19 protein-coding genes are annotated in these 25,077 nt (G+C 72.8%); 2 read left to right on the plus strand and 17 right to left on the minus strand.

Annotated elements, in window-relative coordinates; translation table 11 throughout:
* Positions 1-5 precede the first annotated feature (5 nt).
* The 12 genes from ispD to VF746_03975 all read right to left on the minus strand — a co-directional run bounded on the left by ispD (position 6) and on the right by VF746_03975 (position 16,262).
* Positions 6-716: a 2-C-methyl-D-erythritol 4-phosphate cytidylyltransferase gene (gene ispD, locus VF746_03920; protein ID HEX8691564.1), complete on the minus strand. Its 711-nt coding sequence runs from the start codon at positions 714-716 to the stop codon at positions 6-8.
* Positions 694-2,058, minus strand: coding sequence for a DNA repair protein RadA (gene radA, locus VF746_03925; protein ID HEX8691565.1), 1,365 nt, complete (start codon positions 2,056-2,058; stop codon positions 694-696). Before radA ends, ispD begins: the two co-directional genes overlap by 23 nt.
* A 41-nt stretch (positions 2,059-2,099) precedes the next feature.
* A complete protein-coding gene (gene dnaB, locus VF746_03930) occupies positions 2,100-4,976 on the minus strand; it encodes a replicative DNA helicase (protein HEX8691566.1) in 2,877 nt (958 codons plus the stop codon).
* 164 nt (positions 4,977-5,140) lie between these two features.
* Positions 5,141-6,031 (minus strand): uracil-DNA glycosylase, encoded by an 891-nt coding sequence (locus tag VF746_03935; protein HEX8691567.1) that lies wholly within the window; start codon positions 6,029-6,031, stop codon positions 5,141-5,143.
* Positions 6,028-7,266, minus strand: a complete 1,239-nt coding sequence (gene coaBC / locus VF746_03940) for a bifunctional phosphopantothenoylcysteine decarboxylase/phosphopantothenate--cysteine ligase CoaBC (GenBank protein HEX8691568.1) — start codon at positions 7,264-7,266, stop codon at positions 6,028-6,030. The genes VF746_03935 and coaBC overlap by 4 nt, the downstream gene beginning before the upstream one ends.
* 4 nt (positions 7,267-7,270) lie before the next feature.
* Entirely contained in the window at positions 7,271-7,510 is a 240-nt protein-coding gene (gene rpoZ / locus VF746_03945; protein ID HEX8691569.1) for a DNA-directed RNA polymerase subunit omega, read from the minus strand.
* Positions 7,511-7,602: 92 nt separating this feature from the next.
* Positions 7,603-8,271 (minus strand): guanylate kinase, encoded by a 669-nt coding sequence (gene gmk / locus VF746_03950; GenBank protein HEX8691570.1) that lies wholly within the window; start codon positions 8,269-8,271, stop codon positions 7,603-7,605.
* Entirely contained in the window at positions 8,268-9,146 is an 879-nt protein-coding gene (locus VF746_03955; protein HEX8691571.1) for a YicC/YloC family endoribonuclease, read from the minus strand. Before VF746_03955 ends, gmk begins: the two co-directional genes overlap by 4 nt.
* Positions 9,147-9,590: 444 nt before the next feature.
* Positions 9,591-11,585: a Plug domain-containing protein gene (locus VF746_03960; GenBank protein HEX8691572.1), complete on the minus strand. Its 1,995-nt coding sequence runs from the start codon at positions 11,583-11,585 to the stop codon at positions 9,591-9,593.
* On the minus strand, positions 11,582-13,072 hold the full coding sequence (locus tag VF746_03965; GenBank protein HEX8691573.1) for a leucyl aminopeptidase: 1,491 nt from the start codon (positions 13,070-13,072) through the stop codon (positions 11,582-11,584). The genes VF746_03960 and VF746_03965 overlap by 4 nt, the downstream gene beginning before the upstream one ends.
* Positions 13,073-13,431: 359 nt before the next feature.
* A complete protein-coding gene (gene icd / locus VF746_03970) occupies positions 13,432-14,730 on the minus strand; it encodes an NADP-dependent isocitrate dehydrogenase (GenBank protein ID HEX8691574.1) in 1,299 nt (432 codons plus the stop codon).
* A 398-nt stretch (positions 14,731-15,128) separates the two neighbouring features.
* Positions 15,129-16,262: a citrate/2-methylcitrate synthase gene (locus VF746_03975; GenBank protein HEX8691575.1), complete on the minus strand. Its 1,134-nt coding sequence runs from the start codon at positions 16,260-16,262 to the stop codon at positions 15,129-15,131.
* A 215-nt stretch (positions 16,263-16,477) separates the two neighbouring features.
* Here VF746_03975 and VF746_03980 point away from each other — a divergent pair, with 215 nt between their 5' ends.
* Entirely contained in the window at positions 16,478-17,020 is a 543-nt protein-coding gene (locus VF746_03980) for an RNA polymerase sigma factor (GenBank protein HEX8691576.1), read from the plus strand.
* A 348-nt stretch (positions 17,021-17,368) separates the two neighbouring features.
* Here the strand turns inward: VF746_03980 and VF746_03985 are convergent, their stop codons facing one another.
* Positions 17,369-17,800, minus strand: coding sequence for a TraR/DksA C4-type zinc finger protein (locus VF746_03985; GenBank protein HEX8691577.1), 432 nt, complete (start codon positions 17,798-17,800; stop codon positions 17,369-17,371).
* A 92-nt stretch (positions 17,801-17,892) separates the two neighbouring features.
* On the opposite strand from VF746_03985, the gene VF746_03990 reads away from it, so the two are divergent.
* Positions 17,893-18,906, plus strand: a complete 1,014-nt coding sequence (locus tag VF746_03990; protein ID HEX8691578.1) for a putative sulfate exporter family transporter — start codon at positions 17,893-17,895, stop codon at positions 18,904-18,906.
* Positions 18,907-19,105: 199 nt separating this feature from the next.
* Here VF746_03990 and VF746_03995 read toward each other — a convergent pair whose 3' ends face one another.
* From VF746_03995 to VF746_04010, 4 genes are all read right to left on the minus strand, one after another.
* A complete protein-coding gene (locus tag VF746_03995; GenBank protein HEX8691579.1) occupies positions 19,106-20,491 on the minus strand; it encodes an NAD(P)/FAD-dependent oxidoreductase in 1,386 nt (461 codons plus the stop codon).
* Positions 20,492-20,647: 156 nt separating this feature from the next.
* Positions 20,648-21,886: a HAMP domain-containing sensor histidine kinase gene (locus tag VF746_04000; protein ID HEX8691580.1), complete on the minus strand. Its 1,239-nt coding sequence runs from the start codon at positions 21,884-21,886 to the stop codon at positions 20,648-20,650.
* Positions 21,887-21,890: 4 nt separating this feature from the next.
* Positions 21,891-22,949, minus strand: coding sequence for a cobalamin-independent methionine synthase II family protein (locus VF746_04005; GenBank protein ID HEX8691581.1), 1,059 nt, complete (start codon positions 22,947-22,949; stop codon positions 21,891-21,893).
* 247 nt (positions 22,950-23,196) lie between these two features.
* Positions 23,197-24,639 carry a hypothetical protein gene (locus VF746_04010; protein HEX8691582.1) on the minus strand — a complete coding sequence of 481 codons (1,443 nt, stop codon included), beginning with the start codon at positions 24,637-24,639 and terminating at the stop codon, positions 23,197-23,199.
* Positions 24,640-25,077 lie beyond the last annotated feature (438 nt).

Below are 25,077 nucleotides of genomic sequence, written 5' to 3' on the forward strand. Positions count from 1 at the left end.
CCGCGTCATTCGCTCTCCCCCGCCTCCGGGGCGAGGGCGAGCGCCTCGGCGACGGCCAGGTCGGCGCGGCGCGTCACCTTCAGGTTCCGGTACGAGCCCATCACCACGCGCACCGGGCCCGCGTAGCGCTCGTACAGCGCGGCGTCGTCCGTGGCCGCGACGCCCTCCGCGCGGGCGAGCTCGTACGCGCGCACGATGCCGGCGCGGGGGAAGCCCTGCGGCGTCTGCGCCTGCCAGAGGCGCCCGCGCTCGGGGGTGCCGGTGATCGTCCCCGCGTCGTCCACTTCCTTGATGGTGTCGGTGACGGGGACGGCGGCGACGGCGCCCGCGTCCCGGCAGGCGTCCAGCACGCGGTCGATCACCCCCTGCGACACGAACGGCCGCGCGCCGTCGTGGATCAGCACGAGGTCGACGTCGTCCGGCAGCGCGGAGAGCCCGTTCCAGACGGAGTCGCCGCGCTCGGCGCCGCCGGGCACGAGGGTGATCGGCAGGTGCGAGAGCCACCCGGGCGGGTCGTCCGCGTCGTCGGGGGGGATGACGACGACCGTGTGCCGGATGCGGGGGTGGTCGAGGAAGGGGCGGACGGCGCGCAGGAGGATCAGCTCGCCCGCGAGCGCCAGGTACTGCTTGCGCACGGGCCCGCCCACGCGCCGCCCGCTCCCGCCGGCGACCACGACGGCCGCGGCGCGCGGCTCAGCCGAAGACGCGCTGGACAAGGGCGCGGACGTCCTCCGCCTCCACCACGCGGATGCCGGCGGGGAGCTGCCCCGGGCGGGCGCGGGGAGACAGGTACGCGGTGGTGAAGCCCATGCGGGCGGCCTCGGCCAGGCGGCGCTCCACCTGGCCCACGGGGCGCACCTCGCCGCCCAGCCCCAGCTCGCCTACGAAGACGGCCTCGGGCGGCACGGCGCGGTCGTAGACGCTGGAGGCGAGCGCGGCGGCCACGGCCAGGTCGCCCGCCGTCTCGACGAGTCTCAGTCCGCCGACGACGTTGAGGAAGACGTCGAGCTGGCCGAAGGGGATGCCGGCGCGCTTCTCCAGCACGGCCAGCAGCAGCGCCAGGCGCTTGGGGTCGAGGCCGGTGCTCACCCGCTGCGCGGCGCCGTAGGAGGCCTTCGCCGCCAGCGCCTGCACCTCGACCAGGAGGGGGCGGGTGCCTTCCAGCGTGGCGACCACGGCGGAGCCGGAGGCGCGCGCCAGCCGGTCGCCCAGGAAGAGCGCGGAGGGGTTGCCGACGGGGACGAGCCCCTCGGCGGTCATGCGGAAGACGCCGATCTCGTCCACCCCGCCGAAGCGGTTCTTGGTGGCGCGCAGCACGCGGTGGTCCATCCCTCCCGCGCTCTCGAAGTAGAGCACGGTGTCGACGATGTGCTCCAGCGTCTTGGGCCCGGCGATCCCGCCGCCCTTGGTGACGTGGCCCACCAGGAAGACGGCGGTGCCGGTCTGCTTGGCGAAGCGCTGCAGCCGCGCGGCGCACTCGCGCACCTGCCCCACGTTGCCGGGCGCCCCCTCCAGCGTCTCGCTGTAGACGGTCTGGATCGAGTCGATCAGCAGCACGTCGGGCCCGAGCTCGGCCGCGCGCAGGAGGATGCTCTCCAGCTCGGTCTCGGCCAGGAGGGTGACCTCGGCCGCGGAGTGCTCCAGCCGCTCGGCGCGCAGCTTCACCTGGTGGGCCGACTCCTCGCCCGAGACGTAGAGGGTGCGCCGCCCCGCCGCCTCCAGCCGCCCGGCCACCTGCAGGAGGATGGTGGACTTGCCGATCCCCGGCTCGCCGCCGACCAGGACGACGGAGCCGGGGACGATCCCCCCGCCCAGCACGAAGTCCAGCTCGCCGAGCCCCGTGGTCCAGCGCGCCCGCTCGGTGCCCTCCACGTCGCGCAGGCGCACGGGGGCCGCCTCGGAGGGCGCGCGCTCGGCGCCGTCCGCCCGGGCGCGGCGGGGGGCCGCGGGCTCCTCGACCAGCGTGTTCCACTCGCGGCAGGCGGGGCACTGCCCCTGCCAGCGCGGCGTCTCGTTGCCGCACTCGCGGCAGAAGAACGCCGTGCGCGTCTTCGCCATTCAGCGCGCCTCCCGCGCGGCAGCCGGGTGCCGGGCGACGATCATCCGCCGAACTCGTCCGAGCGCCCGGAGGCGCTCTCGAAGAGGGTGAACTCCTTGCGGAAGAAGAGCGGCACCATGCCGGTGGCCCCGTTGCGCTGCTTGCCGACGATCAGCTCGGCGCGCCCCTCGATGCTGTTCCCCTCCTTGTCCACCGGCCCGAAGTAGTACTCGGGGCGGTAGAGGAACATGATGACGTCCGCGTCCTGCTCGATCGCGCCCGACTCGCGCAGGTCCGACATCATCGGGCGCTTGTCGGGGCGGCTCTCGACGGCGCGGGAGAGCTGCGAGAGGGCGACCACGGGGATGTCCAGCTCCTTGGCGAGCGCCTTGAGGCCGCGGGAGATCTCGGAGACCTCCTGCTGGCGGTTCTCGATCTTGGAGTTGCTGCTCACCATGAGCTGCAGGTAGTCGACGATCACGAGCGACAGGTCGGGCCGGTCGGCCTTGAGGCGGCGGGCCTTGGCGCGCATCTCCAGCACCGAGATGCCGGGCGTGTCGTCGATGTAGATCGGCGCGGTGTTCAGGTGCCCCGCCGCGATGGCGAGCCGCGCGTACTCGTCGTCGAGCAGCTTGCCGCGGCGCAGCCGGCTGGCGTCCACCCGCGCCTCGGCGCAGAGCACACGCTGCACCAGCGCCTCCTTGCTCATCTCCAGCGAGAAGAAGGCGACCGGCTTCTGCGCGCTGATGGCGGCGTGCTGAGCGATGTTGAGGGTGAACGCCGTGTTGTGCACGCACACGTCGTTGGCGACGAAGTTGTGCGTTTCCGGGATCGTGAGGTCGTATACCTGCTTGCGGCCGACGGGCTCGATGGAGACGACCTCGTCCCAGTAGACCTCGCTCTCGGCCAGCTCCAGCAGCCTGCGGCTGTCCAGCGCGACGGCGAGCGCGCGCAGCCGGTCCCGCGTGATCGCGCGGCGGCCGACGTGGAGGTTCGTCCACCCGGCGATGCCCGCCCGCCGCGCGAGCGAGGCCCACGACTCCTCCCCCTTCTCCTGCTCGATCGTCTCCCAGACCTGGCGGGGGACGAGGTCGCGGTTGGTCTGGTAGCGCTTCGACTCCACCGCGGAGACGACGCGCTCGACGGCTTCCTCCTTTCCGAAGATGCCGATCTCGCGCGCGAAGGTGCGGAGCGAGCGAGCGTCGGTGACGTCGAGCTGCCAGGCGGGCCGGCGTCCGTCGCGGTACTTCACCATCCGGCGGCGCAGGCTGGCGATCACGCCGAAGCGCAGCAGCAGGTGCTGGATCTGCCGGGCGAGCCGCTCGCTCACCGTGGCGTAACCCACCTGCGCCTGGCCGCTGGCGAGCACCGTCGCCCAGCCGTCGGTCGCGAAGAGACGGTTGAGGAAGAGCGCGAGCTGCGGGCGCGGAAGGGGGAACACCCGGGCAGGGACGGACTTCTCCGCCGCGCCGTGTCCCCACAGCCCCAGCTCGGTGAGCCAGGCCGTCAGCGGATTGGCGTCCGACGGCAGTCGCTGCGGCGCGAGCTCGTCCACCGTGACGCCGAGCGCGATGGCGAGCCGGGGGAGGTGTTCCCGCTTCGGAGACGACGTGCCGCTGGTCCAGGTGGAAACCGCCGCGGCGCTCACGCCCACTTCGGCGGCCAGCCGCTTCCCCGCCCCGCGCTCCGCCTTCATCCGCGCCTGCAGGCGGCCGCGGATCGGGGAATCGCCGGTCGGCAGGAAGTTGCGCCGCACCGACAGGCTCGGCGTGCGCGTGCCGCCGGAATCCTCCTCCGTCACCAGCAGTCCGCCGAACTGGAAGACGGCCTCCGTGAAATCGGCGCGGACGCGCGGGTCTCCGTTGGTGAAGCGCGGCGTCGTGTTTGTCAGCCCGCCGTCGCCGATCAGGTAGGCGAGGAGCTTGACCTCGCACTCGCGCATCGTCTGCGTGCCGAAGACGTCGAGCACGCGCGGGACGGCGACGTGATCGCCGACCGCCACCTCGGCGAGCGGCTTCCACCCGCCGATGGTGAGGAAGGGGTGCGTGAGCGTGGTCTCGACCGTCCGGCCCAGGCGCGTGGTGACGCGGAAGACGGGCTTCTCGCCGTCGTCCACGAAGGCGCTGGGCTCCGCCGCCTCGAACTTCCAGCGGCCGGTGAGGGTGAGCAGGCGCGCCGAGCGGCGGCGGTACAGCTCCTCGATGGTGGCGAGGGAGCCGTCGTCCAGCAGGATCTCGGAGTCGAACGCCAGGCACTTCCCCATCGACGGGCGGGCGGCGACGATGATGAGGTCGCTGTTCTGGAAGCCCGCCGTCAGCTCGTCGAGGTCGGCGAAGCCGGAGGGGACGCCGGTGATGGAGGAGGAGTTGTTCTGCAGCTGCTCGATCTTCTCGAACGTGGGCCAGAGGATCTCCTTGATCCACACGAAGCCGCGCCGGTCGCTGGACTGGGCGAGCTGGAAGATGCGCTGCTCGGCCACGTCCATGAGCTGCTCGACCTCGCCCTGCCAGGCGTAGGTCTCCTGGATGATCCCCGTGGCCGCCTCGATCAGCCGGCGCAGGATCGCCTTCTCGCGGACGATCTTGCAGTGGTACTCGATGTTGGCCGCGGTGGGGACGGCGTCCAGGAGGTTGGCCAGGAACTGGATGCCGCCCACCGTCTCGAAGTCGCCCGCCTTCTTCAGCTCGTCGCTGACGGTGACCTCGTCGATCACGTCGCCGCGCTGCCAGATGCGCACGAGCGCGCGGAAGAGCCGCCGGTGCGCCTCGCGGTGGAACATCGAGTCGTCGACCACCTCCACCGCGCGCACCACGGCGTCCTGGTCGATCAGCATGCCGCCCAGCACCGCCATCTCGGCCTCGGGCGAGTACGGCGGCGAGCGGTCGGCGAACGCGCTCGGGGCGGAGGGCGGCGCGATGGCTAAGGCGGGGGTCGACATGGCGAACCGGGTCGTGCTGGAACGGCGAAAACGAAAGTCCTTAGTCCTTAGTGTTTTAGTGCCCAGTGCCCAGTCCCTAGTGCCCAGTGGAGTGTCGCTCCACTAAGGACTAAGGACTAACGCACTAGGGACTAACGCACTTATCTCATGGACGGGACGCGAGATCAGGAAGGCGAGTCGAGGACGCTGCGAACCCGCTGCAGGTCCTCCCAGACGGCGCGCACCCACCCAGGGTTGCGGAGCAGGGCGGCCGGGTGGTACGTCGGGACGAGCGGGATCCCCCGGTACTGGTGCAGCCTGCCGCGGAGCCGCCCGATGGAGATGTCGGTGCCCAGGAGCGTCTGCGCGGCGAAGGTGCCGAAGGCCACGATCACCCGCGGCTCCACCAGGTCCACCTGGCGCAGCAGGTACGGCGAGCAGGCTTCGACTTCGTCGGGGTTCGGGTTGCGGTTCCCCGGCGGGCGGCACTTCAGCACGTTGCAGATGTAGACGCGCTCCCGCTCGAACCCGGCGGTCATCAGCAGCAGGTCGAGAAGCCGGCCGGCCTTCCCGACGAAGGGACGGCCCGAGCGGTCTTCTTCCTGCCCCGGCGCCTCGCCCACCACCATCAGGTCCGCCCGGGGATCCCCCTCGCCGAACACCACCTTCGTACGCGTCTCCGCCAGCCGGCAGCGGGGACAGCCGAGGGCGACGTCGCGCACCGCGTCCAGCGTCGGCAGCCGGCGCACCTCCTCGGCCGAGACGCCGCGCGAGGGGGCGTCCACGGCAGGGCGCATCGGCGTGGTCCCCGGCACGTCGGCGCCGGCGCGGACGTGGGTCTCGGGCGGCCGCGCCGGGCGCTCGGCGGCGGGCGCGGCGCGCTCCGGCCGGGGAGGCGGCGCGGCGGGCTCCGGCCGCGCCGGCCGGGACGGAGCCAGCCGCTCCGGGACCGCCGGCGCGGGGGAGAGGAGGCCGCGCAGCTCCGCCGGGGTGTGGCGGTCGAGCACGAGCTCGTCGTCACCCAGCTCCCGGCGCTGGCGCAGGTAGCTGCGGAGGAGGTCGCGCGGGTCCGTCACGACGCGCGCTTCGCCGCGAGCAGCGCCTCGACGCGGTCCAGGATGCAGTCCGCGACCTCGGCCTTGCTCATCAGGGGGAGCGCCTCGTCGGGGCGGCCGGGCTGGAGGAAGACGACGCGGTTCGTCTCGACTTCGAAGCCGGCCCCAGGCTCGCGCGCGTCGTTCACCACCAGCAGATCGAGCCCTTTCGACTCGAGCTTGCGCCGCCCGTTCTCCACCGGGTCTTCCGTCTCCAGCGCGAAGCCGACGACGACGGCCTGCGGAGGACGCAGCTCGCGCGTGGCGCGCAGGACGTCCGGCGTCGGTTCCAGCTGGATCTCGGATACGCCGCCCGACTCCTTCTTGATCTTCTCCCCCGCGGCGCGCGCCGGGCGGAAGTCGGCCACGGCGGCGGCCATCACCAGCGCGTCGGCGCCGGGGAGCACCTCGGCCACGGCGTCCCGCATCTCCTCCGCCGTCTCCACCCGCCGCACCCCGGCGCCGAGCGGCGGGGCGAGCGGCGACGGGCCGGAGACCAGCACCACGTCCGCCCCGCGCCGCCACGCCGCGGCGGCCACCTCGTAGCCCATCCGCCCCGAGGAGCGGTTGCCGACGAAGCGCACCGGGTCGATCGGCTCGCGCGTGGGGCCGGCGGTGACCACCACGCGCCTGCCGGCGAGCGGCGTCTCCCCCTCCAGCGCGCGGCCCGTCCAGGCCAGCACCTCGTCGGGCTCCAGCATCCGCCCCGGGCCCTCGCCTTCGCCCCAGGCGAGCGGGCCGACGGCGGGGCCGGCCAGGTGGTAGCCGAGCTGCGCCAGCCGCTGGAGGTTCGCCTGCGTGGCCGGGTGGGCGTACATCCGGTCGTTCATCGCCGGGCAGAGCACCACGGGGGCGCGGGTGGCCAGGAGGACGGCCGCGAGCAGGTCGTCGGCCATCCCGGCCGCGGCGCGCGCCAGGAAGTTGGCCGTGGCCGGCGCCACGACCACGGCGTCGGCCTCGCGGGCCAGGCGGATGTGCAGGTTCGGATCGCCGGCCGGGTAGAGCGAGGTGTGCGCCGGCCGGCCGGTGAGCGCCGCGAAGGTGAGGGGGCGGACGAACTCCTGGGCGCCCGCCGTCAGCACCGTCTCGACGGCGGCGCCGGCCAGCGCCAGGTCGCGGGCGAGCTGCACCGCCTTGTACGCCGCGATCCCGCCCGTGACGCCGAGCAGCACGCGCCGCCCCGCGAAGGGGCGCCGGGGTGCGCGCGGGCCGCTCACGTCTTTAGAGCTGGTCGGGGCGGCGGCGCTTGACCAGGCGGAACTCGACCGTGCCCTGCCGCACCTCTTCGAGCGCGGTGGTGGTCAGCTTCTCCTTCGGCTCCCCGCCGGTGAGGGTGGGGTCTTCCATCAGCTCGCCGCGGCGCAGCTCGTTGAGGTTGCGCGCCATCTTGGCGGCCACCAGGACGCCCAGGTACTTGCTGCCGGTGTGGCGGGCCGCCTGGCCCGGGGTGACGACTCTCATGATAGTCCCAAGTGCGAAGTGCGAAGTGCGAAGTGCGAAGTGCGAAGTGCGAAGTGCGAAGTGCACATGTCGCACGGCGTTCGTCCCAGCCTCTACTGCTGCGCCCCGACCGCGTCCTGCTGGTCGAGGTAGGCGTCGATCTCGGCGCAGATGCGCTCGATCTCGCGCTCCAGCGAGGGGATCCGGCGGATGCCGCCGCCCTCGCCGCGGAGGATCATCTCCAGGTCCTCCACGGCCCGGTCCAGCTCGTCGTTGACCACCACGTGGTGGAACTCGCCCGCGCGGCGGATCTCCTCCTCGGCGTTCCGCAGCCGGCGGCTGAGCGCCTCGGCGCTCTCGGTGCGGCGCGCCTTGAGCCGCTCCACCAGCACGGTGCCCGAGGGCGGGAGGATGAAGACCAGCACCGCCTCGGGGACCTTCGCGCGGATCTGCGCCGCGCCCTGCACGTCGATGTCCAGCAGCAGGTGCTCGCCCCGCTCCCCGGCGGCGCGCACGTTGGCCAGCGGCGTGCCGTAGAACTCGCCGTGCACCTCGGCCCACTCGATCAGCTCGCCCGCGTTGCGCATGCGCACGAACTCGTCGCGCGGCACGAAGTGGTAGTGCTTCCCGTCCTGCTCGTACGGCCGCGGCTGGCGCGTGGTGGCCGACACCGAGAACACCACCTTCGGGTTGCGCTCGCGCAGGCGGTTGGCCAGCGTCGTCTTTCCCGCCCCCGAGGGCGCCGAGAGCACCAGCGGGAACGCGAGGTCCGGCGCGCTCACTCGACGTTCTCCACCTGCTCGCGGAGGCGCTCGACCTCCTCCTTGATGGCCACCACGCGGTGGGCGATTGCCGCGTGGTTGGCCTTGGAGCCGATGGTGTTGGCCTCGCGGTGCATCTCCTGGACGAGGAACCCCAGCCGCTTCCCCACGGGCTCGGCCGCGTCGGCCGCCAGCAGCTCGCGGAACAGCTCGTTGTGCGAGCGGAAGCGCACCAGCTCCTCGTTGATGTCCCAGCGCTCGGCCAGGTAGGCGATCTCCTGGGCCAGCCGCTCCTGGTCCACCGCCACCGCGCCGGACAGCTCGGCGACGGCCTCGCGCAGCCGGTCGCGCTCGGCGGCGAGCCGCGCGGGCGCCAGCTCGGCGATCACGGCGAGCGCCTCCTCGATCGCCGCCACGCGCCCCTCCAGGTCGGCGTGGAGGCGGCGCCCCTCGTCCTCGCGCATGGCGATGCACTGCCGCGCGGCGTCGTCCACCGCGGCGCGCAGGTCGTCGCCGGCCACCTCCTCGGCCGCCTCGCCGCCCCCCTCGTCGCGGAGGTAGATGTCGGAGAAGCGGGCGAGGGTGCCGACGTCCACCTCGCCGGGGACGCCGTGGCGCGCGGCGAAGTCGCGCAGCACCGCCAGGTACGCCCCCGCGCGCTCCTCGTCGATCCTGAGCCCCCGCGGCACGCCCGCCGGCGGCTCCAGGCGCACGGCGCAGTTGACGTGGCCGCGGGCGAAGGCGGCGCGCAGCCACTCGCGCAGCTCGGCCTCCCACCTCGCCAGCGAGGAGGGGATGCGGAGGTTGGCGTTGAAGTGGCGGTGGTTGACCGTCCGGACTTCCACCAGCAGGGTGCCCGCGGGGGTGGCCCGCTGGGCCTCCCCGTACCCAGTCATGCTCCGGATCATTCCCCTCCCTCGGAACCGGAAAAGTTACCCCCGCGCCGCCCTCTCCGTCAACTGAACAAAGGTGCCACGGCGCGCACGGCGCCCCCCTCAAAAACCACACCCCCGGCCGCGGCCGGGGGCGAAAATCTCCGCGTCCCCCGCCGTGTTCCCCCGGTTGGAACCGGGGTCCACGACAGCACGAAGTCTGCCTGCGCGGACTCCCATGCGACGTCCAGCGCGTCAAAGCGGCCCAGACGCGAGCCGGTCTGTCGACGCGGTCCGGAGCCTGGTCGCGAGCGGAGCCGGCCACCAGGAACGCGGAGTAGATCCCTCAGGCGCCGCCGGGCCCCGGTGCGGACGCGGCCTCGGCGCAGCGGCGCCTTCGGGACGACATTCGCTGGCGCGAACGCGGGTCCGGAACCGGACCTTCACGCACTCACGCACTCACGCACTTCAGTTCCGGAAGAACCACCGCACCCCGTACAGCGCCCGGCCGCCGGGGAGCTCCGTGCCGGGGAGGTCGAAGCGGCCGCGCTGGTTGAAGAGGTTGTCGAAGCGCCAGAAGACCCGCACGTCCAGGATGCGGATCTGCACGTAGGCGTTCACGATCCCGTAGCGCGGGGTCACCACCAGCTCGCCCGTGGCGGGGTCCGGCGCCTCGGACTGGTCGCGCCCCACCAGCTCCAGGCGGATCAGCGGCTCCAGGGCCCCGCCCCGGAAGACGCCCGTGTACTCCAGCGCCGCCCGGCCGAGCTGCGTGGGCAGGTAGGGCCGCTCCTCGCCGCTCAGCCAGCGCTGGTACCACCCCTCGAAGCGCAGCTGCCGCCAGCGGATCGGGAACGAGGCATACCCCTCCACCCCCGTCACCCGCCCGCCCTCGGCCGGCTCCACCCCGCGGTCGGTCACGAAGCCGAAGGGAAGGAGCGTCTCCACGTCGTGCGAGACGAACGCGGCGCCCAGGCGCACCCGGCTCCCCGCGTACTCGGCGCCGGCGCGGAGCGCGTTCAGCGCCGGGTCGGCAGTGCGGAAGAAGGCCACCGGGACGGTGTCGAGCGTGGGCACGCCCGGGATCCCCACGATCCCGCCGATGGTCGTCACCACCTCGGTGGTGTCGTCGCGGAAGCGGATGCCCCGCGTCCCCGCCGCCAGCGAGCCGAAGACCGAGAAGGCGCCGAGCCCCGCGCGCAGCGTGGCCTCGGTCTCCAGCCCCGTGACGCCGCCCACGGTGAGCGAGCGCACCTCGCCCGTGGCCGCGAGCCCCGGACCCGGCGCGAAGTCGAGCCGCCCCCACAGCTCCGTGGCGTCGGGCGCCCAGCCGTCCTCCTCGCCGCGGTGCAGGCGCACGCCGCCGGAGAGGAGCCCGATCTTCGACTCGATGCTGGCGCGCCCCTCCACCTGCAGGTTGTCGACGGGGAAGGTGACGGTGTCGTCGCCCGCCGGCTCCAGCTTCGTGCGCCCCGCCAGCGCCTCCAGGTGCAGCCGGCCGATCCGCCCGCGCCCGCGCAGGATCAGGTCGCTGCGGTCGAAGCTCTCGAAGGCGAGCCGCTGCTGCCCGATGCGCCGCTCGGCGTCGACCTTCGAGGTGCGGTACTCGAGCTGGAGCCCCGCGTCGGGCGAGAAGGCGTAGCTCAGCCGGCCGATGCCGTGGGTGGAGCCGTACGGCTCGCGGCGCAGGAAGCCGTCGGTCTCCACCAGGTCCAGCGCGATCTCGGCCAGGAAGCGCCGCCCGATCGGCCGGGTGAACATCCCCCGGAGCGCCCGGCTGTCGTAGTCGCCGTCCATCCCCTCGATCAGCGCGTAGGGGCGCACGTCGGTGAGCCGGAAGCTGGTGAGGTCGACGCGCACCTCGTGCATCCCCCGGTGCACGCGCACCTCGGCCAGGTTGACGGTGGGGATGCGCTGCAGGTCGGGGGTGGAGCCCGAGAGCGCGCGCAGCTCGTAGCCGTCCAGGAACACGCGCATCCGGCCGCCGCCGCTGAAGAAGGGCGAGACGTCCAGCGGGCGCCCGAAGCTCCCCGCGCGGGTGATCCCGAGCCCCGGGATGCGGTCCAGCAGCTCGGCCACCGAGAGCCCGTGGAACTGCCCCAGCTCCTGCCGGCCGAAGACCCAGGTGGCGTCGGCGAAGCCGTGCGCCGGCGGCAGCGGGTGCGCGGGGAAGGCGGGCGCGGGAAGCGTCGAGTCCGGTGGGACGGTGTCCTGCCCGGCGGCCTGGTCGGGGAGGGTGTCGCCGCGCACCGCCTCGGGGGGGATGCCGACGCGCGTGGTGTCGCGGGGGGGGCGGGGGACGGTGTCGCGCGGCGGGCGCGGCACCGTGTCGCGGGGGGCGGGTGCCGGGCGCGGGCGCGGCGGGATGGTGTCCTGCGCCGCCGCCGGGGCGAGCGCGGCCCCCGCGCCGGAGAGGGACAGCGCGAGGGCCGTGAGCGCGGAGCGGAGGGCGCGGCGGCTCATCCGGCGCGCTGCATCACCCAGTCGACGAACAGGCGGGTGGGGTTCCCGGTGGAGCCCTTCGCCTGGTACGACAGCTTCCCGTCGCCGTAGGCGGTGCCCGCCACGTCCAGGTGGCACCACGGCACCTCTCCCACGAACTCGCGCAGGAACCAGCCGGCGGTGATGGCCCCCGCGGGGCGGCCGCCCGAGTTCTTGATGTCGGCGTAGTCGGACTTGATCTGCTCGCGGTACTCGTCGAACATCGGCAGCGGCCAGCAGCGCTCGCCCGTGCGCTCGCCCGCGCGGCGCACCTCCTCCAGCAGCGCCTCGTCGTTGCCCATGATCCCGGTGGCGTGGTTCCCCAGCGCCACCACGCAGGCGCCGGTGAGGGTGGCCGCGTCGAGGATCGCCGCCGGCTCGTAGCGCCTGGCGTAGTGGATGGCGTCGGCCAGGATCAGCCGCCCCTCGGCGTCGGTGTTGACCACCTCGATGGTCTTCCCCGAGCGCGCGCGGAAGATGTCGCCCGGCTTCATGGCGCGCCCGCCCAGCAGGTTCTCGCTGGAGGGGACCACGCCGACGACGTTCGCGGCGATCCCCAGCTCGCCGATCGCCTTCATGGCGGCCAGGGTCGCCGCGCCGCCGCACATGTCGAACTTCATCTCCTCCATCCCCGCCGCGGGCTTGATGGAGATGCCGCCCGCGTCGAAGGTGAGCCCCTTGCCGACGAGGACGAGCGGCTTCTGCCCCTCGGGCCCGCGGCGGTGCTCCAGCACGATCAGCCGCGGCTCCTCGTCGCTGCCGCGCGCCACGGCCAGGAGCGCCCCCATCCCCTCCGCCTCCATCTCGGCGGGGCCCAGGATGGTGACCGCCATCCCGTGCTCGGCGGCGATCTTCTCGGCCTCGGCAGCGAGCCGCGAGGGGGTGGCGACGTTGCCGGGGAGGTTGCCCAGGTCGCGCGCGAAGTTCTCGGCGCGGGCGACGATCTCGCCCACGCGGGCACCCTCGCGCGCGGCCGCCTCGTCCGCGCCGTCGGGGAGGAGGATGGCCGCCTCGCCGAGGGCGACGGGCGGCGCGTCTTCGTTCTTCGACTTGAGCTCGGTGAAGGTGTAGGCGCCGAGCACCGCCCCTTCGGCGAGCGCCCGCGCCGCCTCGCCCGCGGGGAGCGCGGAAGCCGGGAGCGCGACGGCGAGCGAGGCGGCGCGGAGCTTGGCCGCCTGCTTGGCCGCGGTGCCGCCCGCCCTGCGCAGCCGCTCGGCCGTCACCGCGTCGGCCTTCCCGATCCCGATCAGGAGGAGGCGCTCGGCGGGGAGCTTCCCCTCGGGGTAGAGGACGAGCGTCTCGCCCTCCTTGCCGCGCAGGTCGCCGCGCTGGCGGAGCGAGGCCACGGCGCCGCCCAGCGCCTGGTCGAGCGCGGAGAGGGCGGCGTCGGGCTCCCCCTCGAAGACGGGGACGGCCAGGAGCGGCGTCTGCCGGGTGGCGGCGTCCGCGCGGACGACGGTCACGTTCATGTTCGGTTCGTTCTGCGTCTGGTCGAAATCGTTCTACTCGGGCGAGTCCGGTCCGGGCGATTGAAAGCGCGGCAACAACCGCAGGAAGCCTCTGCGAGGCTGCGGGGCGCGCCTGTCGCGCGCGCCCCGATTTCCCGGCGCATCTCCCGCGTCAGCATTCCCACCGGATGTCATCCTGAGGGAGCCGCCTCGGCGTCCTCACCCTCGCGACGAGGACCGGCGGCGACCGAAGGATCTACTCACCAGACACCGTGGCCGGCCTCGCGGCGAAAACCCAGCCTCGCGGCAAGGTGAGTAGATCCTTCGGTCGCGTCCACCTCCCGTGCCGAGGCCGGGCCCGCGCGCACTCACGCACTTCCCTACATGTTCTCCACGATCTTCCGCCCGAACTCCGAGGTGGAGACCTTGGTGGCGCCCTCCATCAGCCGCTCGAAGTCGTAGGTGACGGTCTTCTGGCGGATGGCGCCCTCCAGGCCCCTGACGATCAGGTCGGCCGCCTCGGTCCACCCCAGGTAGCGCAGCATCATCTCGCCCGAGAGGATCACCGAGCCGGGGTTCACCATGTCCTTCCCCGCGTACTTGGGCGCGGTGCCGTGCGTGGCCTCGAAGATGGCGTGCCCGGTCACGTAGTTGATGTTGGCCCCCGGCGCGATCCCGATCCCGCCCACCTGCGCGGCCAGCGCGTCGGAGACGTAGTCGCCGTTCAGGTTGAGGGTGGCGATCACGTCGTAGTCCTTCGCCCGCGTCAGGATCTGCTGCAGGAAGGCGTCGGCGATGGCGTCCTTCACGATCACCTTCCCCGCCCCTTCGGCCTCCTTCTGCGCCCGGTTGGCCGCGTCCTCGCCGTCCTGGTCCTTGATGCGGTCGTACTGGGCCCAGGTGAAGGTCTGCCCGCCGAACTCGCGCTCGGCCAGCTCGTACCCCCAGTTCTTGAAGGCGCCCTCGGTGAACTTCATGATGTTCCCCTTGTGCACCAGCGTCACCGAGCGGCGCCCCTGGCGCACCGCGTACTCGATGGCCGAGCGCACCAGCCGCTCCGTCCCCTCGCGCGAGACCGGCTTGAGGCCGAAGCCCGCGGTGTCGGGGAAGCGCACCTTCTTGAAGCGGTCGGGGAACGCCTGCTCGAAGAGTTGCCGGAAGCGCTGCGCCTCGTCGGTGCCCGCCTCGAACTCGATCCCCGCGTAGATGTCTTCCGTGTTCTCGCGGAAGATCACCATGTCCACGTCGCCGGGCTTCTTCACCGGCGAGGGGACGCCCTCGAACCAGCGCACCGGGCGCACGCAGGCGTACAGGTCCAGGATCTGGCGCAGCGCCACGTTCAGCGAGCGGATCCCGCCGCCCACGGGGGTGGTGAGCGGCCCCTTGATGCCCACCAGGTAGGTGCGGAACGCGTCCAGCGTGGCGTCGGGGAGCCAGCTCCCGGTCTGGTTGAAGCTCTTCTCCCCGGCCAGCACCTCCATCCAGCGGATCCGCTTCCGTCCGCCGTACGCCTTCTCCACCGCCGCGTCGAACACGGGCTGCGACGCCGCCCAGATGTCGGGGCCGGTGCCGTCGCCCTCGATGAAGGGGAGCACCGGGTGGTCGGGGACGTGGAGCCGCCCGTCCCGGATCTCCACGCGCTCGCCGCCTTCGGGCGGTGTGGGCTGCCAGTCGCTCATCGGTCTCGTTCTCGAAAGATACGTGGAAGGGTCCCTGCCCAGGACATCTGGTGCGTTAGGCCTGCATTAGTGCTGTCTCGAGCTTCGAACTGCAACACACCGCGCCAGCGGATCTCGCGCGAAGTGGCCACCCCGCGGCCCCCTCCGGCGCCGCCACCGCGTCGCCACCTCCCCCGTGCCGGGGGAGGTGGCAGGGCGGCCCGCGCTGCGAGCGGCCGGTTTCAGTGCGAGGCCGCCCCGGCACCGATCCGTGCCCCGCGCGAATCCTGCCCTGCAGCCTCCCCCGCGCAGCCGGGGGAGGTGGCGAGCCCCGGCGAGCCGGAGGGGGCAAACGCGCGGGGCGCGGCGGGGTGCCCGCCGCGCCCCGCGGGAGGCGTGGGTCTCGCGCCACGAGGGGACTAGCGCTGGTCGAGCGGCTTCACCTGGAGCCCCCGCGGGCCCACGTAGTCGCTCGTGGGGCGGATCAGCCGGTTGTTGGCGTACTGCTCCAGCAGGTGCGCCGTCCACCCCGGCATCCGCGCCATCGCGAAGACGCAGGTGAACAGGTCCATCGGGATCCCCAGCGTGGTGTAGACCGACGCCGAGAAGAAGTCCACGTTCGGGTAGATCTTCTTCCCGCGCTTCTCCATCTCCTCGGCCATCACCGCGCGGATGCGGTCCGACAGGTCCAGCCACCGGGTCTCGCCCGCCTCGGCCATGATGCGGTCGGCCAGCTCGCGCAGCACGGTGGCGCGCGGGTCGGTGGCCTTGTAGACGCGGTGGCCGAAGCCCATGATCCGGCGCTTCTCGTCGAGCGCGCTCCGCACCCACTCGGCCGGGTCGGCGCCGCTCTCGTCGATCTCGCGGAGCATGTCCATCACCTCCACGTTGGCGCCGCCGTGGCTGGGGCCCTTCAGCGTGCCGATCGCCGAGGCGATGCAGGAGTAGATGTCGGAGAGCGTCCCCGCCGTCACCCGCGCCGCGAACGTCGAGGCGTTCATCCCGTGCTCGGCGTGCAGCACCAGCGCCGCGTCCATGGTGCGGCAGCGGGTGTCGTTGGGGACCTCGTCGTTGAGCATGTAGAGGAAGTTGGCCGCCTCGCCGAGGTCCGGGCGGGGGGCCACCGGCTCCTTGCCGTTCCGCGCGCGGTGGTACGCCGCCACGAGGGTGGGGGTCCTGGCGGTGAGCAGGACCGCCTTGCGGCGCAGCTCCGCCTCGGAGTTGTCGTCGGCGCTGGCGTCGTACATCCCGAGCGCCGAGACCGCCGTGCGCAGCGCCGCCATCGGGTCGGCGTCCTTCGGGAAGCGGCGGACCATCTCCAGCATCTTGCCCGAGAGGGCCCGCTCGGCGGCCAGCTGGCCCTTCAGCTCGGTCAGCTGCTCACGATTCGGAAGCTCGCCGTTCCAGAGGAGGTAGCAGACTTCCTCGAAGGTGGTGTTGCGGGCCAGGTCGTCGATGTCGTAGCCCGCGTAGATCAGCTCCCCCTTCTCCCCGTCGATCCAGCTCAGGCGGGTCTGCCCTACCGAGACGCCCTCCAGCCCCTTCGACGACATATCGACTTCCTCGGACGCGCGTGCGAGAGTAGATTGTGCGCCTTCCGCCCCGGACCCCGGGGGCGACAGGAGCGCGGAACATAGCGAGCCGCCCCGGGGCTCGCAAGTCGAATTCCGGCCGTGGGAATCACGCCGCGGCGCACGGTTCTCGCGATGCGGAGGCGCGCCGTCCGTCGCCGGACGCCGGGCCTCTTTTCACGCCGCACTGCCCTCTCGTGGAAGCACCCTCGGACGCGCAGCTGGTCGGCCGGATCCTGGGCGGAGAGCGCGAGCTCTACGCCCAGCTGGTGGGCCGCTACCAGGACGCGCTCTTCCGCCACGCCGCGGCGATGGTGGGCGACTCCGACGCCGCCGCCGACCTGGTGCAGGACTCGTTCGTCAAGGCGTACACCCGCCTGGACACCTGCCAGGACCCGGAGCGCTTCCCCGCCTGGCTCTTCCGCATCCTGCGCAACCGCTGCAAGGACTGGCTGAAGAACCGGCGCCAGCACACGGTGTCGCTGGTGGACGAGGCGCACGCCGCCCCCGTGGGCGACGACCCCGGCCTCCAGCTGGAGCGCACGGAGCTGGGCCGCGTGGTGGAGGCGGCGCTCGCGCGGCTCCCCGAGTCCCAGCGCGAGGCCTTCCTCCTCAAGCACGTGGAGGGGCGCAGCTACGAGGAGATGGCCGAGATGCTCGACACCGGCATCAGCGCGCTCAAGATGCGGGTGATGCGGGCGCGGGAGACGCTGCAGGAGATGCTGAAGGACGTGGTTTGAGGGGAAGTGCGTGAGTGCGTGAGTGCGTGAGTGCGTGAGTGAAGGACGGCACCTCGCACGATCGCACGGTAGGGGCGAGGCATGCCTCGCCCGGCGGGGGGCAAGGCCGCCGGGGCCCTCTCCCCCGCGCGACCCCGGTCGTTCGTTCCTCACGACCAGGGGCCGCGCTCCCCTCTCCCAGACTGCGGGAGAGGGGAAACACCTCGGCGCTGCGCGCGACGACACCGCTGCGATGCACCGGTGCGCCTACGTAGGAGAAAAGGCCCGTCCCCGCGCTGTGTTCTCCCCTCTCCCCTCGTGGGAGAGGGGCCGGGGGAGAGGGGGTCCCGGCGCGACGGGCGGAAGTCGCTACGAGCGCGGCTCGTTGTCCGTGCGCGCCGCCTCGCGGGGGTCGGCGTCCACGCCGGCGGCCTCGTCGGCGGCGCGGGCGTGCTCGGCGCAGAGGCGCGTCTCGGGGATCACCTCCAGGCGCTCCACCCCGATGTCGCGGCCGCACACCTCGCACGCGCCGAAGGTCTCGGGCGACTTGTAGAGCCGCGAGAGCGCCTCGTCGATCTGGTACAGGCGCCGGCCCTCCACGCTGGTGAGGAGGAAGTCCTGCTCCTGGTCCTGCGACTCGGTGCCGACGTCGGCCGGGTGGAAGCGGTACAGGCTCAGCTCGCCCGCGCGGTCGCGCAGGTCGGCGAGCCGCTCGTCGAAGTGCTCGATGGCGTCCAGCGCCTGCTCGCGCTCGCGCAGCAGGCGGTGCTCGATCCGGCTCCGCTCGTGTTCTGCCAGCATCCCGTGCTCCCTGTGCTCGATTCCGTAAGCCGCGGCCTGCCCCGATCAAGCTCCGTGCCGCCCCGCGCCCCACGCCGCCCCCGGACCCCCGCGTGAGCGCCCGGCGCGCCTTCCTCCCCGCCCTCGTCCCGGGCGTCCTCCTGGCCGCGGCGATCGCCGCGGCCGCGTGGCTCCTCCAGCTCGCCGAGGTCCGCCTCTTCCGCCACGCGGTGGTCGAGGCGCTGGTGCTCGCCATCCTGCTCGGGATGGCGGTGCGCACCTTCTGGACGCCCCCGCCGCGCTTCGAGCCCGGCATCGGGTTCGCCAGCAAGCAGGTGCTGGAGACGGCGATCGTGCTGCTGGGCGCCTCGGTGGACCTGCCGCTCCTGCTGCGCGCCGGGGCGCCGCTCGTCGTCGCCATCCTGCTCGTGGTCGCGGCGGGGCTCGGCTGCGGCTACGGGATCGGGCGGCTGCTGGGGCTCAACCCGAAGCTGTCGACGCTCATCGCCTGCGGCAACGCCATCTGCGGCAACTCGGCCATCGCCGCGGTGGCGCCGGTGATCGGGGCCGAGAAGGAGGACGTGGCCTCGTCCATCGCCTTCACCGCCGTGCTGGGGGTGATCGTCGTGCTCACCCTGCCGCTGGCCAAACCCCTGCTCGGCTTCGACGACTACCAGTACGGCGCGCTGGCGGGGATGACGGTGTACGCCGTCCCCCAGGTGCTGGCCGCCACCTTCCCCGTCAGCGCCCTCGCGGGCGAGGTGGGGACGCTGGTGAAGCTGGTGCGCGTGCTCCTGCTCGGCCCCCTGGTCGTCTTCTTCACCCTCCGCCGGCACAGGATCGGCGAGCAGAAGCTGGCGGCCGGGAGCTTCGTCCCCTGGTTCATCGTGGGGTTCCTGCTGCTGGCCGCCGCCCGCTCGCTGGGGGTGATCCCGGCCGGGGTCGCCGCCCCCGTGCGCGAGGTGGCGCGCTGGATGACCGTGGCGGCGATGGCCGCGCTGGGGCTGGGGGTGGACGTGCGGGTGCTGGGGAAGGTGGGCGCGCGGGTGATCCTGGCCGTCACCGGCTCGCTCGTCGTCCTCGTCGCCGCCAGCACGCTGCTGATCCGCCTGCTGGACATCGGCTGATCTCGAAGGCGAAGCGCGAAGTGCGAAAGAGCCTGAAATCGGTCGATCAGCAGGTACTTGCCGTCATTCTGAGGCCCGGCCACACGGAAAGCCGCATCCGCACGGATGGCCGCAGGCCCGAAGAATCTTCTCACCCCGGCAGGTGGGTTGGGCGCGGCAGCGGCACGGATGCCGGCCCGCCGACCGCCCGGCAGCGGCGTCAGGCGCCGCCGGGGACGGACGGCGCGGGGAGCCGCCCGGCGTCGGCCGGGATGGCGGGCGGCGACGAGCCCGCGGGACGGTTGCGCTCCTCCTGCTCCTGCTCGACGGCCAGGTCCACCTTGGTGAGGTCGGGCCGGAAGAAGAGCGCGATGGTCCAGTCCAGCGCGATGCGCAGCCGCGTGTCCCAGCGCGGCATCTGGAACAGGTAGTAGGTGCGCCGCATCCACCAGGCGGCGAAGCCGGTCAGCGGGATGCCGCGCAGGTCCGCCGCCGCCCGCGTGTGGCCGAACGCCGCCATGGTGCCCAGCGTCCGGAAGACGAAGGGCTTCGTCGCACGCCCCGTGACGGCCGCGTGGACGTTACTCGCCACCGCGGGCGCCTCGCGGATGGCGTGCTGCGCCAGGGCGGGGTACGGCTTCCCGTCGGGGCCCGGGATGGCGGCGCAGTCGCCCAGCGCCCACACCGTGGGGTGGCTCACGCTGCGCAGGCCGGCGTCGGTGACGATGCGGCCGCGCCGGTCGCGCTCCACCGGGAGGGCGGCGGCCACGGCGTTCGTCGCGATTCCCGCCGCCAGCACCACGGTGTCGGCCTCGACCACCCCCTCCTTCCAGCGCACCCCCCACGGCTCGATCGCCTCCACCGGCGTGGAGACGTGCAGCTCGGCCCCGCGCCGCCGCAGGATGCGCTCGGCGTAGGCGGCCAGGCGCGGCGTCGACTCGGGGAGGAGCCGCCCGCCGGCCTCGAACAGGTGGTAGCTCAGCTCGTCGCGGCGGATGCGCGGGTAGTAGCGCAGCACGTCGGCGGCGAAGGCGGTCAGCTCGCCCAGCAGCTCCACCCCCACCAGCCCGCCCCCGATCACCACGAAGGCGAGGAGCCGCCGCCGCCGGCCCGGGTCGGCCTCCACCTCCGCCAGCTCGAAGCGCTCGACCACGTGGTTGCGCAGCAGGAGCGCGTCGGCCACGGTCTTGAAGGTGCGGGCGTGCTCCGACCCGGGGATGAGCGACGTGTTGGTGACGGCGCCCAGCGCCACCACCAGGTGGTCGTACGGCAGCTCGCGCGCGCCGCCCTCGCCGGGGAGCACGCGCACCGAGCGGCGCTCCACGTCCACCCCCTCCACGGTGGCCTCGATGAAGCGCGCCCGCCGCAGGCACGGCCGGATCGGCTGCGCGCAGTGGCGCAGCTCCAGCACGCCCGAGCACGCTTCGAACAGCAGCGGGCTCAGGAGGAAGAAGTTGTCGCGGCTGACCAGGGTGATCTCGGCCCCGGGGCGGCTTCCGAAGCGCGCCTCCAGGTGCCGCGCGGCCGTCAGCCCCGCCACGCCGCCGCCGAGCACGACGATGCGGACGGGCGCCGCAGAGGCGGGGGAGTTCACTGACGGGGGCATCGCTCGACCTCGCCGCGCGGGGGTGGGAGCCGACCGGACCACCAACGCTACGGAGCCCCGACCGGCGTCGCAAGCGAGTGCGAGGTGCGAGGTGCGAAGTGCGAAGTGCGAAGTGCGAAGTGCGAGAGAAGCGGAGATGAGCGCGCACTCACGCACTCACGCCGCGGGCAGCCTCAACGTGAACGTGCTGCCCACGCCCGGCGCGCTCTCGGCCGTCAGGTCGCCCCCCATCCCGCGGGCCAGCTCGCGGCTGATCGACAGCCCCAGCCCCGTTCCTTCGGCGGTGCGGGTCAGGTCCGAGCGCACCTGCACGAACGGCTCGAAGATCGCCTCCAGCTTCTCCTCGGGGATGCCGATCCCCGTGTCGCGGACGGCGAAGCGCACCTGGTCCCCCGACGCCTCGCAGGTGAGGTCGATCCGGCCGCCGGCGTCGGTGAACTTGACGGCGTTGGAGAGCAGGTTCACCAGGATCTGCCGCAGCTTCTCCCCGTCGGCGCGCACCGCGAGCTCTCTCGGGCATTCCGCCACGCTCAGCGTGATCTTCTTCGCCCAGACCTGCGGAGAGACGAGCCCCTCCACTCCCGCGAACACGTCGCGCACGGGGATGTCGGCGAGCTCGTACTGCACGCTGCCGGTTTCCAGCTTCGCGTAGTTGAGCACCTCGTTGATGAGCCCCAGCAGGTGGCGCTGGTTCTTCTGGATGCGCCGCAGGTCCTCGCGCTGCGCGTCGGTCACCGGTCCGCGGATGCCCATCTCCAGCAGGTCCGCGTACCCGCCGATCGCGTTGAGCGGCGTGCGCAGCTCGTGGCTCATCACCGCCAGGAACTCGCTCTTGGCGAGGTTGGCGGCCTCCGCCTCTTCCTTCGCCTCGCGCAGCGCCGCCTCGGCGCGCGCGCGCTCGGTGATGTCGCGGTAGCTCCACACGCGGCCCACGTTGCGCTGCTCCACCTTCTGGATGCGCGAGAACCGCTCGACCACCCGCCCGTCCGCCAGCTCCAGCAGGTCGACGCTTTCGGGCGGCGAAGCCGCGTAGATCGCCTCGACCCCGTCGAGGAACCGACGGGGCTCCGCGAAGTGCCGGCACATGACCTCCAGCAGGCGCCGGTGGTCGCCCGTGGCCATCACCTCGCGGGGGACCCGCCACATCTCGACGAAATTCTCGTTGTAGCAGGTGACCTTGCGACCTTCGTCCGTCGCCAGGATGGCGTCGGTGGTGGACTCCAGGGTGGCGTGCATCATCGAGAGGGAGCGGGCGAGCTCCTCCGTCTTCGCCTCCAGCGCCTCCTTCGCCCGCAGCAGCTCCTGCTCCGCGCGGCGGCGCGCCTGGAGGATGCTCTGCGCGTTCTGCAGCGCGACCGAGTGCAGCAGGCTTTCTTCGTCGTCGCGGCTCGACATTCGGCTACCTGCCCAGGAGGTCCGCGGCGAGCGCGGTCCCGACGACCCGGGAGCGGATCTTCGCGAAGGCCGTGTCGCGGCTCGTGGAGCGGTCGTCGCTGAACGGCGCGAAGCCGCAGTCGTCGGTCGTCCCCAGCTGCTCGGGCGGGATGTACCGGGCCGCCTCGACCACGCGGTCGCGGATCTCTTCGGGCGTCTCGACGCGCGGGTCGATCGGCGAGACGACGCCGACGAAGATGCGCTGGTCCGGCTTCATGTACTGCCGGATGATCTTCAGCACGCGCACGCGGTCCCGCTCCCCGGCCAGCGCGATGTAGAACCTGCCCACCCTGAGCTCGAACAGGCTCGGCAGCAGCTCGGCGTAGTCGACGTCGGCGCTGTGGGTCGAGTCGAGGTCGCCCCCGGGACAGGTGTGCACACCGATCAGCCCGCGCTCCGCGGGGGAGAAGCGCGACAGCGCCAGGTTGTTCAGGTCGATGAAGCTGTTGAGCAGGTTCCCGGAGGGATCGATCTTCATGGCCAGCCGCCCTTCGGTGAAGTCGATCTGGACGGCGTGCGCGCCCTTCTCCAGGCAGCGGCGGATCTCGCCCTCGTGCTCGCGCAGCAGGTCGTCGATGAACTCGTCGCGCGTGTACCCGGGGATCGGGTCGGCGGGGTACATCAGGCTCAGCGCGGACGGGGAGATCACGGCCTGCTTCACCGGCCGGTGCGCGTAGCGCTGCGCCGTGTCGAGGTAGCCGTCCGCGTAGCGCCGGTACCGGAAGGGGCCGCGCGTGAGCCGCGGCATCCGGCGCGTGTGGCCGGCCGCGAAGGGAATCCTGAACCCGTCGGGCGCCGTGTTCGGCAGCCCGTGGACCGAGTACGTCCAGAAGTTGTGGTACTTCCTCTGCTCGCCGTCGGTGACGACGGGGGAGCCGGTGGCCTCGAACCGCTCGATGGTGTCGCGGATCGCCGCGTCGAAGAGCGGAACCAGGCCGGGGTCGTCCACGTCCCCGTCCGCGACCGCCTCGATCAACGCCTCGGGTCGCGGGATGCTGCCGATCGGCTCGGTGGGGATGGTCATGGCTCCACTCCCGGTGGAGTGCGGGCGGCCGGGCCGGACCGGAGGCCGCCGCGGGAGAACGGACGTGGAGGCGCGGGGACCCGCGGTTGCGAAAAGTTTGGCTTCAAGCAATTATCGTACGCGGCGTCGCGCGGTTTTCGGGACCACGCCCCGCGCGCCTGGTGCCGTTCGCGCAATCATGCACTGAAAAGCGGCCCGCCCGGAACGCATCCGGGCGGGCCGCTCCGTCATCCGCAACCGCGCGCGGCTACTCGCGGCGGATCACGGCGATCTTCACCGTGGTGGGCGGCGCCGCGTCGTCGGTGGTGCGGACGGTGACCCCGGCGAAGGCGCTGGCGGCCACGCCCAGCCGCCGGTACGCCGCCGCGCCGCCGTTGGACAGCGTGAAGCTGCTCGCGACGCCGTTGGCCAGGTCGGGCGCGGCGAGCCGGTAGCTGCACGAGCAGGCGGCGTCATCGCTGAAGTCGGGGCTGGCGTACAGGCCGCGGAAGTTCCAGCTCGGCTGCGTGTAGGCGGCGGGCGGGCTCCCCACGGCGTCGTCGATGTACATGGCCGCCGCGAAGTCGCGGAACCAGGGGAGCGGATCGGTGCCCAGCGCCTCCTGCAGGAGCACGAGCCCGGTCGGGAGGTTCGAGCCGTCGCCGTCCACCAGCGACTGCCAGAACGCCGCCTGCGTGCCGCCCCTGCGGTCCGCCGCGTAGCGCAGGAACGCCCAGGCCGCGCCGCGGGTGGCCGAGTCGGCGTCGTCCTGGAACGGCCCGCTGGTGTCCGGCGCCAGCAGCCACTGGTCCAGGCGGGCGAAGTTGTCGTACACGTACCGGAAGAACGCGTCCTGCACCGCCGGGACGCCCAGGTCGGCGGCGTCGACGTTCTGGCCCGGCGCCAGCCCCGAGCGCGAGTAGAAGACCAGCTCCTGGGCGACGTGCGCCAGCCCCTCGTCGAGCCACGGCGGCGCGAGATCGGTCGTGCCCGTGACGTAGAAGCGGCGCGAGGCGTTGATCAGGTGCTCCATCTCGTGCGCCAGCGTCTGCTGCACCTCCTCGAACGTCTCGGTGACGCCGCGCGCGTTGCCGTTCACCGTGGCCGAGGGGTCCGCCGCGGGGAGGTAGATCATCTCCCCGATGTTGCTGGTGGGGCACTCGGTGGCCGGCCTCAGGTCGCGCCAGAGGAAGTAGCCGGGGACGAACCGGGTGGCGCCGCCGGGAGTCCGCTCGTTGACCGCGCGCGTGAAGAAGGCGATCACCCGGTTGTTGTTGCCGTCGATGTCCGCCGGCGCGCCGAAGCTGGCCGTGAGCGTGGGCCAGATGAAGGTGTCGAAGCTGTCGGCGAGGGCCTGGTACTGGGCCGCGCTGAAGCCGCCGGACGGGTTCAGCGTGTCGGCGATCACCACGACGTGAGTACCGACGGCGATCACCCGCCCCGTGCGGGTGTCGAACTCGCTGCAGAAGTCGGAGGTCTCGACGTTCAGGTCCATCAGGGCGCCCACCGCGGGCACGCCCGGCGTGATCGCTCGGCGCGGCCCCCCCGGCGGCTGGATGGCCCCGGCGGCCCGGGCGGCGCGCGCGGAGGAGAAGCGGAGGGCGAGCTCCCGGCGCTCCCGCTGGCGCAGCCGCGCCTCGAAGCGGTCGTCCAGGCGCGGAGCCGGCGCCGAGCGGAAGAGCGCCCATGCCAGGTGGCCGGCTCCGCGCACGAGTCTGGCCTCGTGGCGGCCGCGGGTAGATTCCTCGGGAGCCCGGCCGGCGACGGTGCAGACGCGGGTCCGGCGCACCGGGCTCCACTCGGAATGACAGACCCGGGAAGTGCGTATCGGATGGAGATTCGAGGGTACGGGATGAAGCGGGCGGGCATCGGTGACGCTACCGCGCCCGACCCACCTGGCGAGGTGAGAAGATTCCTCGGCCCTGCCGACATTCGTGCAGAGGCCGGTTCGGTGTGATCGGGCCTCGGAATGACAGCGTACAGCCACTGATTGTCCGGACCTGGCGTCGAATCGGGATAGGGGGGCCGGTCTCCCGGCACCCCCTCCCCCACCACCGTACGTACGGGTCCGTATACGGCGGTTCGGATGGTTGATGGACTGAGTGTGTTGTGCTCCGTCCTGAGTGAAGAGGCTGCTCCCCGCCGTCCG

This window comes from Longimicrobium sp. (assembly GCA_036389795.1).
GTDB lineage: Bacteria > Gemmatimonadota > Gemmatimonadetes > Longimicrobiales > Longimicrobiaceae > Longimicrobium.

Excerpts from the sequence above, each read along its gene's own strand:
- rpoZ (HEX8691569.1), bottom strand. The coding sequence starts at position 7,510 with ATGAGAGTCGTCACCCCGGGCCAGGCGGCCCGCCACACCGGCAGCAAG.
- VF746_04000 (HEX8691580.1), bottom strand. The coding sequence starts at position 21,886 with ATGTCGAGCCGCGACGACGAAGAAAGCCTGCTGCACTCGGTCGCGCTG.
- VF746_04005 (HEX8691581.1), bottom strand. The coding sequence starts at position 22,949 with ATGACCATCCCCACCGAGCCGATCGGCAGCATCCCGCGACCCGAGGCG.
- VF746_03960 (HEX8691572.1), bottom strand. The coding sequence starts at position 11,585 with ATGAGCCGCCGCGCCCTCCGCTCCGCGCTCACGGCCCTCGCGCTGTCC.
- VF746_03975 (HEX8691575.1), bottom strand. The coding sequence starts at position 16,262 with ATGTCGTCGAAGGGGCTGGAGGGCGTCTCGGTAGGGCAGACCCGCCTG.
- VF746_03995 (HEX8691579.1), bottom strand. The coding sequence starts at position 20,491 with ATGCCCCCGTCAGTGAACTCCCCCGCCTCTGCGGCGCCCGTCCGCATC.
- VF746_03965 (HEX8691573.1), bottom strand. The coding sequence starts at position 13,072 with ATGAACGTGACCGTCGTCCGCGCGGACGCCGCCACCCGGCAGACGCCG.
- radA (HEX8691565.1), bottom strand. The coding sequence starts at position 2,058 with ATGGCGAAGACGCGCACGGCGTTCTTCTGCCGCGAGTGCGGCAACGAG.
- VF746_03985 (HEX8691577.1), bottom strand. The coding sequence starts at position 17,800 with ATGCTGGCAGAACACGAGCGGAGCCGGATCGAGCACCGCCTGCTGCGC.
- icd (HEX8691574.1), bottom strand. The coding sequence starts at position 14,730 with ATGAGCGACTGGCAGCCCACACCGCCCGAAGGCGGCGAGCGCGTGGAG.
- VF746_03955 (HEX8691571.1), bottom strand. The coding sequence starts at position 9,146 with ATGACTGGGTACGGGGAGGCCCAGCGGGCCACCCCCGCGGGCACCCTG.
- dnaB (HEX8691566.1), bottom strand. The coding sequence starts at position 4,976 with ATGTCGACCCCCGCCTTAGCCATCGCGCCGCCCTCCGCCCCGAGCGCG.